Source organism: Lysobacter enzymogenes (genome assembly GCF_023617245.1).
Classification (GTDB): domain Bacteria; phylum Pseudomonadota; class Gammaproteobacteria; order Xanthomonadales; family Xanthomonadaceae; genus Lysobacter; species Lysobacter yananisis.
On the sequence record NZ_CP067396.1, the window covers coordinates 4,136,678 to 4,150,984 of the forward strand.

11 protein-coding genes are annotated in these 14,307 nt (G+C 71.4%); 4 read left to right on the plus strand and 7 right to left on the minus strand.

Annotated features, from left to right (window positions below; all coding sequences use genetic code 11):
- Positions 1-69 precede the first annotated feature (69 nt).
- The 3 genes from JHW41_RS16970 to creB all read right to left on the minus strand — a co-directional run bounded on the left by JHW41_RS16970 (position 70) and on the right by creB (position 4,139).
- A complete protein-coding gene (locus JHW41_RS16970; RefSeq protein ID WP_250443703.1) occupies positions 70-1,185 on the minus strand; it encodes an alpha/beta hydrolase family protein in 1,116 nt (371 codons plus the stop codon).
- An 814-nt stretch (positions 1,186-1,999) separates the two neighbouring features.
- On the minus strand, positions 2,000-3,442 hold the full coding sequence (creC, locus tag JHW41_RS16975) for a two-component system sensor histidine kinase CreC (RefSeq protein ID WP_057946934.1): 1,443 nt from the start codon (positions 3,440-3,442) through the stop codon (positions 2,000-2,002).
- Between the two features lie 7 nt (positions 3,443-3,449).
- Positions 3,450-4,139 carry a two-component system response regulator CreB gene (gene creB, locus JHW41_RS16980; protein WP_250443707.1) on the minus strand — a complete coding sequence of 230 codons (690 nt, stop codon included), beginning with the start codon at positions 4,137-4,139 and terminating at the stop codon, positions 3,450-3,452.
- Positions 4,140-4,307: 168 nt separating this feature from the next.
- Between creB and JHW41_RS16985 the strand changes: the two genes are divergently transcribed.
- Positions 4,308-5,168 carry a 23S rRNA (adenine(2030)-N(6))-methyltransferase RlmJ gene (locus JHW41_RS16985; RefSeq protein ID WP_078996422.1) on the plus strand — a complete coding sequence of 287 codons (861 nt, stop codon included), beginning with the start codon at positions 4,308-4,310 and terminating at the stop codon, positions 5,166-5,168.
- Between the two features lie 472 nt (positions 5,169-5,640).
- Positions 5,641-5,874: a hypothetical protein gene (locus tag JHW41_RS16990; RefSeq protein ID WP_057946931.1), complete on the plus strand. Its 234-nt coding sequence runs from the start codon at positions 5,641-5,643 to the stop codon at positions 5,872-5,874.
- Between the two features lie 15 nt (positions 5,875-5,889).
- Here the strand turns inward: JHW41_RS16990 and JHW41_RS16995 are convergent, their stop codons facing one another.
- Both JHW41_RS16995 and JHW41_RS17000 read right to left on the minus strand, forming a co-directional pair.
- Positions 5,890-6,894, minus strand: coding sequence for a YwqG family protein (locus JHW41_RS16995; RefSeq protein WP_250443709.1), 1,005 nt, complete (start codon positions 6,892-6,894; stop codon positions 5,890-5,892).
- A gap of 189 nt (positions 6,895-7,083) precedes the next feature.
- Positions 7,084-7,998, minus strand: coding sequence for a cation diffusion facilitator family transporter (locus tag JHW41_RS17000; RefSeq protein WP_078996420.1), 915 nt, complete (start codon positions 7,996-7,998; stop codon positions 7,084-7,086).
- A gap of 759 nt (positions 7,999-8,757) precedes the next feature.
- Here JHW41_RS17000 and JHW41_RS17005 point away from each other — a divergent pair.
- Positions 8,758-9,330 (plus strand): GNAT family N-acetyltransferase, encoded by a 573-nt coding sequence (locus JHW41_RS17005; RefSeq protein ID WP_057950029.1) that lies wholly within the window; start codon positions 8,758-8,760, stop codon positions 9,328-9,330.
- A gap of 262 nt (positions 9,331-9,592) precedes the next feature.
- Here the strand turns inward: JHW41_RS17005 and JHW41_RS17010 are convergent, their stop codons facing one another.
- Positions 9,593-9,853 (minus strand): hypothetical protein, encoded by a 261-nt coding sequence (locus JHW41_RS17010; protein WP_250443712.1) that lies wholly within the window; start codon positions 9,851-9,853, stop codon positions 9,593-9,595.
- A 191-nt stretch (positions 9,854-10,044) separates the two neighbouring features.
- Positions 10,045-10,323: a hypothetical protein gene (locus JHW41_RS17015; RefSeq protein WP_250443715.1), complete on the minus strand. Its 279-nt coding sequence runs from the start codon at positions 10,321-10,323 to the stop codon at positions 10,045-10,047.
- 341 nt (positions 10,324-10,664) lie between these two features.
- On the opposite strand from JHW41_RS17015, the gene mfd reads away from it, so the two are divergent.
- Positions 10,665-14,123, plus strand: a complete 3,459-nt coding sequence (gene mfd / locus JHW41_RS17020; RefSeq protein ID WP_250443719.1) for a transcription-repair coupling factor — start codon at positions 10,665-10,667, stop codon at positions 14,121-14,123.
- Positions 14,124-14,307: the final 184 nt, after the last annotated feature.

Below are 14,307 nucleotides of genomic sequence, written 5' to 3' on the forward strand. Positions count from 1 at the left end.
AAGGTTGATGCGCTTGTGCGGGGCAGCGATGGCGAGGCGGTGTGGCGCCGGTGAAGCAAGAGTGAAGCCCTAGCCGCCGGCGCAGGCCGCGCTCGCGCATACCGCGGCCTCGCCGTAGCGCGGCTGCAGCGTCTTGCCGAGGATGAAGTCGGCCATCAGGCGGAAATAGCCGTCGGGCTGGCGGGTGGACACGCGTTCGCCGTCGGCCGCGGTCTCGAATTCGTACAGGCCGTGGTCGGCGCGCGCGAACACCGCGCTGGCGATCGGTTTGCCGGCGCGCTGCAGCGCCGCCAGCCGGCGCAGGGTTTCGCCCGGCGGCGCGTCGCGGTCTTCGCCGCCGAGCGCCCACAGTTGCGGGGTGTCGAGGCCGCGCAGCACCGGCATCGGGTCGTAGTGCGCGGGCACGCCGCGGACCAGGCCCGGCGCGTCGCGGCGGATGGTGTCGGCATCGTTGCCGAGCAGGTACCAGGTGAAGTTGCCGCGCACCGACGCATACCAAGGCGCTTGGGCGTACTGCGCCTTGACCGCGGCGAGCCGCTCGTAGCCTTCGGCGAAGCCGCTGTCGATCAGCGCCGCGGTGGCATCGGCGATGGCCATCGCGCCGGCCATCGCCGCGGCGTCGTCGCCGAATCCGGCGCGGCGCAAATCGAAGGCGATCGCTTCGCGGTCTTCCTCCAGCGGCGAGACCGCGAGGCCGAAGCCGACCACGACGAAATCGACCGGCGCGATCCGCGCCGCCAGCGGCGCGACCCAGCCGCCCTGGCTGCCGCCTTGGTAGCCGACCCGCCCGATGCGCGCGCCGCCGAGGCGGCGGGCCTCGTCCAGGGCGTGGACGGCGTCGACGGCCAAGGTCAGGTAGTCCTGGGTGTAGCGTCCGCCGGAAGCGCCGGTGCCGCGCTTGTCGTAGACGAAGGTGGCGATGCCGGCATTGGCGAACTCGCGCTGCAGCGAATAGCGCTGCAACGCCGAATCGTGTTCGGCGCCGTGCACCAGCACCACCAGCGGCACCCGGCCCTCGCCCGGCGGCAGGGTCAGGCGGCCGGCGAGCTCGACGCCGCTGCCGCGAAAGCGCGTGTCGCGCTGGATCGTGCGCACGCGCTGTCCCGGCGTGCCGTCGAAGCGCAGGCGATCGTGCGCGCAATCGAAACGGACGCGATGGCCGTCGGCGCGCCCGGTCCAGCCCACGGTGCTGATCCAGGCGCCGTGCGCGGCCGGCGCCAGCGCGCCGGTGCGGCCGTCGTCGCCGCGCCAGCGCAGCTGGCCTTCGGCGCCCGGGCCGATGTCGAGCGGCCGGCCGTCGGCGAGCCGGTAGCTGCCGATGGCGCAGGATCCGCTCGCGCGGGGTTCGGTCGCGTTCGCGCCGGGACGGGCAGCGACGGGTTCGGCGGCGGCGGCCTGGGTCGCACACAGCAGGAGCGCGAACGCCGCCGAGAGCCGCTGCGCGCGCGGCGGCGTCGAATGCCGTGGCCGTTTCGAGTTTGGCCGTTTCGAGTTTGGCCGGTTCGAACCTGGCCGATTCGAACCTGGCTGATTCGAATCTGGCCGACTCGAATCCGTCGCCGTTACATCGGTCGCGTTCACATCGGTCGCCTCGCCTGCGGTGTGGTCGCAGGCTCGCACCGTGGCGGCGGCGGTGCCATCGGCGGGCGACGGAATGCGGCTGGGGGCGACGAAGCCGCGCTGGCTCGGGACGGAACCGGACGCGTTTTCCCGCTGCGAAACCCCCACCCCCGTCATTCCGGCGAAAGCCGGAACCCATTTTGATGTTGCTCGTGCTTCGCTTTTGGGCTCGCGCGAGTACCGGATCGGAACAAGATCAAAATGGGTTCCGGCTTTCGCCGGAATGACGGTTTGTGGGTCTGCGGGCGCACTCGGACGCGAGCGAATGCGTGCAGGTGCGCGGCCGCTCGACGCTTGACGCTTGACGCTTGACGTTCGGCGTTCGGCGTTCGATGTTCGGCGTGCGATGCGCGCTATCCCGAGCGCAAAAGCCGCGAACTCAGCCCGGCACGCTCAAGCTCGCCTGCGCGCCGCCGCCCTCGCGATTCGCAAGCGCCGCCTCGCCGCCGTGCAACGACGCGACTTCGGCCACGAAGCACAAGCCCAGCCCGCTGCTGCGGCTGCCGCCGGCCGGGCGCGGCAGCGAATAGAAGCGCTCGAACACGCGGCCGAGCGCGTAATCGGGCACGCCCGGCCCGCGGTCGCCGACTTCGATGCGCTGGCGGTCGCCGTCGCGGCGCAGGCGCAGCGCGATCTCGCCGCCCGCGGGCGAGAAGTCGGCGGCGTTGTCGATCAGGTTGACCAGCGCCTGGCGCAGCAGGAACGCGTCGCCCTGCACCGCCGGCAGGTTCGGCTCCAGGTCCAGCAGCAGTTTCGCGCCGCTGTCGCGCAGGCGCTGCGCGCAATGCCCGGCCGCTTCCTGGGCGATCGCCGCCAGCGCCACCGGCTCGGGCCGCTCCAGGCTCTGGCGGTGTTCGACCGCGGCCAGCGCCAGCAGCTTGTCGATCATCTGCGCCAGGCGCTCGGCCTGGGCGCGAATGCTGCCGGCGAAGCGGGCGCGGTCGGCATCGGCCATGCCGCCCTCGCCGGGCGGCGATTCCAGCAGTTCGGCGCTGCCGCGGATCGCCGCCAGCGGGCTCTTCATCTCGTGGGTCAGCGTGTGCACGTACTGCTCGACGTACTGCTTGCCCTCCAGGCGCGAGCGCATCGTCTCCAGCGCGCGGCCGAGGTCGCCGAATTCGCCGGCCGCGTCCGGCGCGGTCGCGCGCGCGCCGGCGGTGACCGCGTTGGCGTAGCGCCGCAACAGCCCGATCTGGCGCGACAGCCACCACGACACGCCGACCCCGACCAGCAACGCCGCGCCCATCAGCACGAAGCCCCAACGCGCGACCACGCCCTGGCTGCGGGCGATGAACGGCGCGATCGCGCTGTTGGGCTTGGCCACGCTCAGCGCGCCGACGATGCGGCCGTCGTCGTCGCGGATCGGCGCGGCCACGTGCATCACCGTGTCGTCGGGATTGCCGGCCGCGTCCGGGCTGGAACGCGCGCCGTAGCGCCCGCGCAGAGTCAGATAGACGTCGTTCCAGCGCGAATAATCCTGGCCCACGTCGCGCCCGGAACTGTCGAACACCACGATGCCGCGCGCGTCGGTGACGTAGACGCGGTAGCTCGACGAGCGCTTGCGGAAGCCCCAGATCGCCGCGCCGACGTCGCGCGCGGACAACGCGCGCACGCGCTTGGCGAAATCGCCCTGGTCGATGCGCCCGGCCAGGAAATCGTCGGCGGCCAGTTCGGCCAGCACGTTGGCGGTGTCGACCAGGGTGTCTTCCATCGCCTGGCGAACGCCCGGCTTGACCTCGGCCACGAACACCCGCGCCAGCAGGGTCGCGGCCAGCGCCACGATCAGGAAATAGCCCAGGAAGATCCGCAGCCCGATGCGCATGCGCGGCTCAGCCGTTGTCCAGCGAATAGCCCAGGCCGCGATGGGTGCGGATCGGGTCGGCCTCGGCGGCGATCTCGCGCAGTTTGGCGCGCAAAGTCTTGATGTGGGTGTCGACGGTGCGGTCGCCGCTGTCGAGCGCATCGCCCCAGACCCGGTCCATCAGCTGCGCGCGCGACAGCACCGCGCCCGGGCGCTGCAGCAGCGCGGCCAGCAGGCCGTATTCGTAACGGGTCAGGTCCAGCGCCTGGCCGCGGTAGCGGATGCGCTTGCCCTCGGGATCGTGGGCGAAACCGGGCTCGGGATCGGCCGCGACGCCGGCGCCGGCGCCGCCGTTGCCCACGCCGGCGCGGCGCAGCACCACGCGCACGCGGGTCGCCAGTTCGCGCGGCGAGAACGGCTTGGTGACGTAATCGTCGGCGCCGATCTCCAGGCCGAGGATGCGGTCGGCCTCGGCGTTCTGCGCGGTCAGGAAGATCACCGGCAGGTCGCGCCCGCGGCGCAGCTCGCGGCACAGGGCGAAGCCGCCGATGTCGGGCAGGCCGATATCGAGCACGGCCAGGTCGAACGGCGCGCGCGCGACCTCGCGCAGGGCCTCGCCGCCGGTGAGGCAATGCACCGCCTCGAAGCCTTCCGCGCGCAGCGCGTAGAGCACGGTGTCGGCGATGGCGGATTCGTCTTCTACCAGGAGGATGCGCATGGATCGGAGCAGGGAAATGAAGGGAAACCGGGCGGATCGGGCAACGGCGGCGACGCCGGGGCATGATGCCCTGCCGCCGTCGGCCCGACCGCGGACGGCACAGGCGGCATAATGCCCCATCCCAGGTCGGCGCCGCCGTCCCGGGTTCCCCTCCTTCCCGGTCGCCGCATGAATTACCGCCACGCCTTCCACGCCGGCAACCACGCCGACGTGCTCAAGCACATCGCCCTGCTCGCCCTGTGCGATGCGCTGACCGCCAAGCCGGCGCCGCTGTTCGCCCTGGACACCCACGCCGGGCGCGGGCTGTACGCGCTGGACGGCAACTCGGCGCAGCGCACCGGCGAGGCCGAGGGCGGGATCGGCCGGCTGCTGGCCGAGGCGCCCAAGCAGCCGCTGATCGGCCGCTACCTCGCCGCGGTGCGCGCCTGCCGCCAGGCCCACGGCGCGGCCGCCTATCCGGGCTCGCCGTGGCTGCTGGCGCACGCGCTGCGCGCCGACGACCGCATCGCCGCCTGCGAACTGCAGCCGGAAGAGGCGGCCCAGCTCAAGCACGCCTTCGCCGGCGACGAGCGCGTGGCCGCGCACCAGCGCGACGGCTACGCGGCGATGAAGGCGCTGCTGCCGCCGCGCATCGGCGAAACCCGCTACAACCGCGGCCTGGTCCTGATCGACCCGCCGTTCGAGGCGCAGCTGGCCGAATTCGACACCGCCCTGGCCGCGCTGCGCGACGCCCTGGGCCGCTGGCCGCAGGGCGTGTACGCGCTGTGGTATCCGATCAAGCGCCGGCGCGCGCTGCAGCCGTTCTACCGCCGCGCCGCGACCCTGCCGGCCAAGTCGGTCATGACCGCCGAACTGCTGGTGCGCGCCGACGACTCGCCGCTGCGCATGAACGGCAGCGGGCTGCTGGTGCTCAACGCGCCGTGGCATTTCGACCAGCAACTGCAGGCGGTACTGCCGACGCTGGCGCGCACGCTCGGCGAAAGCGCGGACGCCGCCGGCGCGGTGCAATGGTTGAAGCAGCCGGAGTGAGTGGGATTCAGCCGCGGCATACGCCCGCGGCTCGCCGCGCGCGCTGACTCGGGTCGCGTTAGCGCGCGCCCTACCCGCTCGGCGGGACTTCGCCGGCCATGCGGTTGCCGTCCCAGCACTCGCCCGACCTGCGCACGAAGCTACGCCCGCACTCTCCCGGCCGGCGCGACGGCGACTTCGCGCAACCGATGCTCCCGGACTTCGCGCTGGCGCGCGCCCCGCAACGTCACGCTGCAACGCAACGAAAACCGCATCCCCGCTGCGTCGCCGCCCATCCGCGGTTGCACTTGCGCGCCTGCGCACGGGCGTGCGGCCGCGCTGGATTGCCGGACCGCGACGCACCGAAGCCACTTTGCGGTAGCGCGCGTCGCGTTCGTCGCAACGCGCCGGGCCGAACGGCGGTTGCCGCGCCGGCGCGCGTTGCCGTAAGACCAAGGCCGCCCAACGACGGGCCCAGACCAAGGATTCGGCCATGCTCAGGAAGAATCTCCCCCTGCTCGCTTTCGCCTTCTCGTTCGCCTTCGGCGCGGGGGCGACGGCGTTCCCCGCCGCCGCGGGCGGCTGCAATCCCTATCGCGTGCTCGAATGCGAAGCCGCCCTGGGTCGCTGCAAGGCCAACGGCGGCGACCCGGCCGCGTGCTGCGCCGGCTACGAAAGCTGCATGATCTCGGGCTTCTGCGAACCGGTCACCTGCGAGTTCCCGTGACCGGCGAGGCCTGCCTCAGTAGCAGTCCCAGTGATACGACACGCGGCTGAAGTCCGCGCGCGCCAGGTCGTCGGGATCGATGAAGAAATTGGCGATGCCCGAATCGCCCCACATCATCTCGTCGTCGCTGTCGAGCTGGAACAGCAGCACGCGGCGGTCGCCGGATTCGCGCGGGTCGCTCTGGGTGAACTGCGGGTGGCCGCCGAGCTTGTGCCCGCCGCGGTCGAGGTAGTCGGCGACCTGGTCGGTGAGTTCTTCCGGGCTGTCCTTGGCCTGCGGATGCTCGCGCAGGTACCGCTCGGCCAGCTCCGCGGGATCGCCGCCCAACACCTCGTTCGCCTCGACGTCGCTGTTGCCGATGCTTTCGTAATCGGCGGCGAACGTCATCCGCCTCGGCTTGGCCGGATCGAACGGCAACCGGTCGCTGGCCGCGCCCGCGGGCGGCGCGAGCGCGGGCGCCGACGCATCGGCCCAATACGCCACGCGGAAGCCTTTCTGCTGCGCCAGCGCGCGCATGCGGTCGCCGCGGTCGGCGGCGTCGAGCGCGGCGCCGTAGTAGTCGTCGCCGCTGATGAAGAACTGCAGCAGGCCGCGCTCGGGATAACCGGGCATCTTCGGCGCGGCGGCCAGGTCGATCTGCGCCAGCAGGCTCATCGGCCGGCCCTGCGGATCGCGCGGATACTCGCGTCCCGCCGCCCAGTACGCGCGGCCGCCGACCTTGCTGGCGCGCGTGTCGTCCTGGACCATCGGCTCCAGCGCGATGCGCAGCACCGGGCGCTGGCTGCGCTCCAGTGCCAACGCGGCCGGCACCAGCGCCGCCTTGGCCTGGCGATGCTCATCGCCGGAGCCGCAGCGGGGCGCCGCGGCGTCCGCCTTGGCCACGGCCTGATCCGCGCCGGCTTGCGCGGCCTCGCGGGAATGGCTCAGCTTGCTCCGCAACAGATAGAAGCCGCCGCCGGCCGCACCCAACAGCGTCGCCACGATCGCGGCCGACAGCAACATCGCCTTGCCCGTATTCATCGCATCGCTTCCTTCCGGCTCCAGCCCGGATTATCGCGCCGGACAGACCCGGCCGTCCGTCGAGCCCGTGCATGTGCCCGTCGATCGTGCCTATCCATTGCGCCCGCCCCTGGCGCGCGCACGGCCGCCGCGCGGCGCGCAAACGAAAAGCCCGGCGCGAGGCCGGGCTGTTTCGCGCATCGCCGCGGCTCACGCCGCCGGCTTGTGGTCCGGCTCGAAGAAACTCCAGCGCACTTCCGGGAACGCCTGCTTCATCGCCCGCTCGACCGTGTTGATCTGCTCGGTCAGGCCGGCCACGCTGTGCTCCTCGCGCATCTGCGCCTGCACCGAGACCATCACTTCGTTGCCCAACTGCAGGGTGATCAGGCTGATCACCCGGCCGATCTCCGGGCGCGCGTCGAGGAACTCGCGGATCTGCTGCTGGCGCAGCGGATCGACACTCTGGCCGATCAGCATCGCCTTGACCTCGATGGCGACGAACACCGCCACGATGATCAGCAACGCGCCGATGCTGACGGTGCCGATGGCGTCCCAGATCGGGTTGCCGGTGACCACGGTCATCATCACCGCGCCCAGCGCCAGCACCAGGCCCAGCAGCGCGGCCAGGTCCTCGCCGAAGATCACCACCAGTTCGGCCTGGCGGCTCTCGCGGAACCATTGCCACAGCGAACGCTGGCCGCGCGCCTTGTCGACTTCCTGCAGGCAGGCGCGCATCGAGATCGCCTCGGCGACGATGCCGAACGCCAGCACGCCGGCCGCCCACCACCACTGCTTCAGCGGCTCGGGGTGCTGCAGTTTGTGGATGCCTTCGTACAGCGAGAACATGCCGCCGACGGTGAACAGCATCACCGCGACCAGGAACGACCAGAAGTAGATCGCCTTGCCGTAGCCCAGCGGATAATCCGGCGACGGCGGGCGCTTGGCCTGCTTGAGGCCGAGGATCAGCAGCCCCTGGTTGCCGCAGTCGGCGAGCGAGTGGACGGTCTCGGCCAGCATCGCGCTGGAGCCGGTGAAGAACGCAGCCACGCCCTTGGCGACCGCGATCGCGAAATTGGCGCCGAGCGCGAACAAGATCGCGCGGGTCGAATCACCACCACCTGCCATGACTGAACTGCTCCTTGGGTCCGAGGCGGCGGAGTCTAGCATTGCCGATGCTGGCGGTTGAGTGGCCCAGGTAAGGCCTGCGCTGATGCGTGCGCGGCGGGCACGGGCGATGCGCGCAGGCGGCATTCGCTAGGGCGCGGCGATGAGCCTGCGTTCGCGGGGTCGAGACCGGTCGGCGTGGTTGCCGGGTCGTGCCGCGTCGTGCCGATGCGGGCGTAGGCTCAGGCCGGCACGGGAGGTCGCGCTTCGATGCAGCCAGGGATTCCCGTGTTCGCGGAAACGGCATTGTTCAAGCGTTCGGCGAAAACCAAGCGCCGTCATTCCCGCGAACACGCGAATCCAGAGCCGCCGGCGCCCTGTCCCGGCACGTGCCGGCTTCGCGCCCACCCGACAACCGTGGGAGGGCCTTCAGGCCCGATGCTTTCCTCTCATGTCCCCGGGACAGTCCCAGCGAAGCCTAGGCCCCCGACGCACCCGCCACCGCCCCCGTGCCGGCCGTCCGCCCACAGCGGCCTCCCGGCACCGACGCCACGCCCGTCGGCCAGCCATTGCCAGCCCGCTTTCACGCCGCCATCATGCGGAAGCCGCTCGTAGCCGTTCAGCGACGGCCGCACCCGCAAACCGCCGTAACGGCCCGGCAGGGCCCACCCTTCACCTTGCCGGACGCGCATTCAGGCTGTTCAGCGTCGCTGGGGTCCCGGCCTGAGGCCGCGATCCGGATGAAGGGCCAAGTTCGTCACAATGTGCCACTATCCGCCCATGGCCACGCGTGAACGTCTACCGCCCTGGCATGAACGCCAGCGTCTTCCCAACGGGCGCGAGGTCCTGATCCGCCCGGTCAGGCCCGAGGATGCCGAGCCTCTGCGCGCCGGATTCGCCCTGCTCCAGCCCGACGAAGTGCGCCAGCGCTTCCTGTACGCGCTCAAGGAGCTGACCCCCGAGATGGCCGAGCGCTTCACCCGGGTCGACCCGCGCACCGAGTTCGCCCTGGTCGCGGCCGAGCCGCTGCCGCCGGGCGAGGCCCTGGTCGGCGCGGTCGCGCGGGTCGCCATCGACGAGCGCACCCAGGACGCCGAGTTCGCGATCCTGGTCAGCCGCTACATCGCCAACATGGGCCTGGGCCGCTACCTGATGACCCGGCTGGTGAAGTGGGCGCGCGGCAAGAAGGTCCACCGGCTCTACGGCGACGTGTTCGAGCACAACACGCCGATGCTGTCGCTGGCCCAGTCGCTGGGCTTCGAACGCGAGTTCCACCAGGATTCGCCGGGCCTGATCCGGGTCTCGCTGGACCTGCGCAGCAAGCCCGCCGCCGAAGGGACCGCCGGCGGCTGATCCGCGCCGTTCCGGATCGCATCGCCTCGAATCGCGCGATCCTGGATCGCGCCGCTTGCGCTGTCGCCGTCTGGATCGCCCGTCTTGAAGGCCGCGCTGTCGCGCTGGGCGCGAAATGACGGCGCCGCGCGTATCCCGCCGCCCCGCTTCGATTCACTCCGCACCGATCCGCTCGCTCCGCACCGATCCGCGCCGCCCGCCGCCACGCGCGGCGACGGCGGACGGACGCGTTTCGCTTGATTGCGCTATCCGCGCTGGCCGCTCAGAACGGCATCGGCACGTTGCCGACGTCGTCGCACAGGACCGTGGTGTTGTCCGAATACGGGCCGTACTGGCCGATCAACTGGCCGTTGGCGCCGGGGCAATCGCCGTACAGGCTGACCCCGACCAACTGGGTGCGCGCGGCGTCGTTGTAGTAGCTGGTGACCGACACCGGGCTCGGCGGGTTGGGGCCGACGGCCCAGGCCGAGGCGGACACCAGCGCGGCGGCGAGCAGTACGGCGATGCGGGAACGATTCGACATGCGGGATTTCCTCCTTGAAACGATGGGTGGGCAGGCCGGTATAGCGTGCCGGCGTCCGCGCTTCCGCGACCGTGCGCGCAAAGCGCGCGCCCCGGCGCGGCCCCGCGGCCCGAAGCGCGCGACGGAACCCATCTCGGCGGATCGGATACCAACGCACGGGCCGCGACCGGGCCGCGGCCCGTGCGGGCGGCTCAGTTCTGGCCGCAGGACACGTACTGGTAGGTGAAACGCGGGGTGGTCACGCCGGAGTCGTGCGGCTGCGGGCCCGGGCAACCGCCTTGGTAACGCATGCCGACCACCACGTCCTGGCCGCTCTCGTTCTTGGCGTAGTAGGTGTAGATCAACCAGCCGCCGCCGTTGGGCGGGGGCACCGGCAGCGCCAGGCTGCTCAACGAAAACACACAGCCGGCCAGGATGAGCGCGGCGACGGCGGCGCGCCGCAGCGCGCGATGACGGTGATTCCTTTGCATGTCCTGCCTCCTTGAGATCCTTCGGGATGGTTCGTCTGTCCATGGAGTCGCTTGCGCGGCCGCGCGAACGGCCGCTCGCGCAGGCTAGCACCGGCGCTTGCGCGCACTGCGACCGTACATCCGCTGCCGCGCAGGCGACTACCGCGCGGGCTCACAAAAGTCACCGGCCGTGCATGACCGGCCGCAGCGGCGGGCCGCGCCGGCGCGCGCTACGCTTGTTTCGGCGCGGTCCGCCCCCAGTTCGAACCCCGTCTCCGCCCCACTCCGGCGCCGGCCGCGGCCGGGGTGACGGCCCCTTCCGCTGCGGCTAACCTAGCCGCCCCCAGCGAACTCCTCCGCACGTGCCCGCTCTTCTGCCCAAGACCGGCCAGCAGCGCGCCTGGTGGCGCGCGCCGGCCTCGCCCTCCGCGCTGGCCTGGGCGATCGCCCGCGCCGCCGCCGAACACGACGCCCCGCTGCTGGCGATCGCCCGCGACAACCACGGCGCGCACCAGCTCGAAGCCGACCTGCGCACCCTGCTCGGCGCCGCCGGCGGCCACGACGGCGCGCTGCCGGTGCTGCCGTTCCCGGATTGGGAAACGCTGCCCTACGACGTCTTCAGCCCGCATCCGGACATCGTCTCGCAGCGCCTGTCCGCGCTGCACCGGCTGCCCACGCTCAAGCGCGGCATCGTGGTGGTGCCGGTGCAGACCCTGCTGCAACGGCTGGCGCCGCTGCGCCACGTGGTCGGCGGCAGCTTCGACGTGCGCGTCGGCCAGCGCCTGGACCTCGACGGCGAAAAGCGCCGGCTCGAATCGGCCGGCTACCGGCACGTGCCGCAGGTGCTCGATCCCGGCGACTTCGCCGTGCGCGGCGGCCTGCTCGACGTCTACCCGATGGGCGCGGATTCGCCGTTCCGGGTCGAGCTGCTCGACGACGAGATCGAGACCATCCGCGCGTTCGATCCCGAATCGCAGCGCTCGCTCGACAAGATCCAGCGCGTGCACCTGCTGCCGGGCCGCGAAGTGCCGCTGGACGAGGCCTCGCTCAAGCGCGCATTGGACGCGCTGCGCGAGCGCTTCGACCTCGACACCCGCCGCAGCGCGCTGTACCAGGACCTCAAGGCCGGCCTGGCGCCGTCGGGCATCGAGTACTACCTGCCGCTGTTCTTCGAACAGACCGCGACCCTGTTCGACTACCTCGCCGCCGACGCGCTGCCGGTGATCGCCGACGGCGCGCTGGAGGCCGCCGACGCGTTCTGGGCCCAGACCGGCCAGCGCTACGAGCAACGCCGCCACGACATCGAACGGCCGCTGCTGCCGCCGGACCAGCTCTATCTGAGCCCGGTCGGCCTGCGCGAACGGCTCAACCAGGGCGCGCGTATCGAACTGTGCGGCGAGCAGCACGCGCAGCGTTCGCGCGCGATCGCGCTCGGCGACCAGCCGGCGCCGAGCCTGCCGGTGGCCGCGCGCGACGCCGCGCCGGCCGAGGCGCTGAAGTCGTTCTTGTCGAAGTATCCCGGCCGCGTGCTGGTCGCCGCCGACAGCGCCGGCCGCCGCGAGGCGCTGCTGGAAGTGCTGCAATCGGCCGGCCTGCGCCCCGACGTGGTCGCCGACTGGAGCGCGTTCGAGGCCGGCGATGCGCGCTTCGCGATCGCGGTGGCGCCGCTGGACGACGGCTTCGCCACCGACGAGCCGCCGCTGGCGGTGCTGACCGAACGCCAGCTGTTCCCCGAACGCGCCTCGCAGCCGCGCCGGCGCAAGCGCGCCGGGCGCGAGCCCGAGGCGATCATCCGCGACCTCGGCGAGTTGTCCGAGGGCGCGCCGATCGTGCACGAGGACCACGGCGTCGGCCGCTACCGCGGCCTGATCGTGCTCGAAGCCGGCGGCCAGCCCGGCGAATACCTGGAAATCGAATACGCCAAGGGCGACCGGCTGTACGTGCCGGTCGCGCAACTGCACCTGATCAGCCGCTACTCCGGAGCGTCGGTGGAAACCGCGCCGCTGCATTCGCTCGGCGGCGAGCAGTGGACCAAGGCCAAGCGCAAGGCCGCGGAAAAAGTCCGCGACGTCGCCGCCGAACTGCTGGAGATCCAGGCCAAGCGCCAGGCCCGCGCCGGCCTCGCGCTGGACGTCGACCGGGCCATGTACGAGCCGTTCGCGGCGGCGTTCCCGTTCGAGGAAACGCCCGACCAGCATTCCTCGATCGAGGCGGTGATCCGCGACCTCGGCAGCAGCCAGCCGATGGACCGCGTGGTCTGCGGCGACGTCGGCTTCGGCAAGACCGAAGTCGCGGTGCGCGCGGCCTTCGTCGCCGCCGCCGCCGGCAAGCAGGTCGCGGTGCTGGTGCCGACCACGCTGCTGGCCGAGCAGCACTACCGCAATTTCCGCGACCGCTTCGCCGACTGGCCGCTCAAGGTCGAAGTGCTGTCGCGCTTCAAGACCGGCAAGGAGATCAAGGCCGAGCTGGAGAAGCTGACCGAAGGCAAGATCGACGTGGTCGTCGGCACCCATCGCCTGCTGCAGAACGACGTGCGCTTCAAGGACCTGGGCCTGGTCATCGTCGACGAAGAGCAGCGCTTCGGCGTGCGCCAGAAGGAAGCGCTGAAGGCGCTGCGCGCCAACGTGCACCTGCTGACGCTCACCGCCACGCCGATCCCGCGCACACTGAACATGGCGATGGCCGGCCTGCGCGACCTCAGCATCATCGCCACCCCGCCGGCGCACCGGCTGGCGGTGCAAACCTTCGTCGTGCCCTGGGACGACATGCAGCTGCGCGAGGCGTTCCAGCGCGAGCTCTCGCGCGGCGGCCAGGTGTACTTCCTGCACAACGACGTCGAGAGCATCGGCCGGATGAAGCGCCAGCTCGAAGAGCTGGTGCCGGAAGCGCGCATCGGCATCGCCCACGGCCAGATGGCCGAGCGCGAGCTGGAGAGCGTGATGCTCGACTTCCACAAGCAGCGCTTCAACGTGCTGCTGTGCACGACCATCATCGAGTCGGGCATCGACATCCCCAACGCCAACACCATCATCATGAACCGCGCCGACAAGTTCGGCCTGGCCCAGCTGCACCAGTTGCGCGGCCGCGTCGGCCGCTCGCACCATCGCGCCTACGCCTACCTGGTGATCCCCGACCAGCGCTCGATCACCGCCGACGCGCAAAAACGCCTGGAGGCCATCGCGTCGATGGACGAACTCGGCGCCGGCTTCACCCTGGCCACCCACGACCTGGAAATCCGCGGCGCCGGCGAACTGCTCGGCGAGGACCAGAGCGGGCAGATGGCCGAGGTCGGCTTCAGCCTGTACACCGAGTTGCTGGAACGCGCGGTGCGCTCGATCCGCCAGGGCAAGCTGCCGGACGTGGATTCCACCGACGCGCGCGGCGCCGAAGTCGAGCTGCACATCCCGGCGCTGATTCCCGAGGACTACCTGCCCGACGTGCACACCCGCCTGACCCTCTACAAGCGCGTCAGCGGCGCGCGCAGCAGCGAGGAACTGCGCGAGTTGCAGGTGGAAATGATCGACCGCTTCGGCCTGCTGCCGGATGCGGCCAAGCACCTGTTCGCGGTCGCCGAACTCAAGCTCGGCGCGACCGCGTTGGGCATCCGCAAGCTCGACCTGGGCGACAAGGGCGGACGCCTGCAGTTCGTCGAACGGCCGAACGTCGACCCGTTGTCGATCATCAAAATGATCCAGGGCCAGCCCAAGCTCTACCAGATGGACGGCCCCGACAAACTGCGGATCAAGCTCGAACTGCCCGACGCGCCGGCGCGGCTGGCGGCGGCGAAGGGATTGCTGACCCTGCTCGATACCAAGCACTGAGCGTTGCGGGGCTCGCGATACGCCGAGCCCGTGGAGCGCGGCCGCGACGCCTCGTTTCGCGAGCGCGACATCGAGCCTGCGGTGCGACCGGCCACAGCGCGGTCGCGGCTCGCGCCGCTCCTACAGGCAGCGCAGGACACATCGCGGCGAGCTCCCCGCAGGCCCCCTGTAGGAGCGGCACAAG

Excerpts from the sequence above, each read along its gene's own strand:
- creC (WP_057946934.1), bottom strand. The coding sequence starts at position 3,442 with ATGCGCATCGGGCTGCGGATCTTCCTGGGCTATTTCCTGATCGTGGCG.
- creB (WP_250443707.1), bottom strand. The coding sequence starts at position 4,139 with ATGCGCATCCTCCTGGTAGAAGACGAATCCGCCATCGCCGACACCGTG.
- JHW41_RS16985 (WP_078996422.1), top strand. The coding sequence starts at position 4,308 with ATGAATTACCGCCACGCCTTCCACGCCGGCAACCACGCCGACGTGCTC.
- JHW41_RS16990 (WP_057946931.1), top strand. The coding sequence starts at position 5,641 with ATGCTCAGGAAGAATCTCCCCCTGCTCGCTTTCGCCTTCTCGTTCGCC.
- JHW41_RS16995 (WP_250443709.1), bottom strand. The coding sequence starts at position 6,894 with ATGAATACGGGCAAGGCGATGTTGCTGTCGGCCGCGATCGTGGCGACG.
- JHW41_RS17000 (WP_078996420.1), bottom strand. The coding sequence starts at position 7,998 with ATGGCAGGTGGTGGTGATTCGACCCGCGCGATCTTGTTCGCGCTCGGC.
- JHW41_RS17005 (WP_057950029.1), top strand. The coding sequence starts at position 8,758 with ATGGCCACGCGTGAACGTCTACCGCCCTGGCATGAACGCCAGCGTCTT.
- JHW41_RS17010 (WP_250443712.1), bottom strand. The coding sequence starts at position 9,853 with ATGTCGAATCGTTCCCGCATCGCCGTACTGCTCGCCGCCGCGCTGGTG.
- JHW41_RS17015 (WP_250443715.1), bottom strand. The coding sequence starts at position 10,323 with ATGCAAAGGAATCACCGTCATCGCGCGCTGCGGCGCGCCGCCGTCGCC.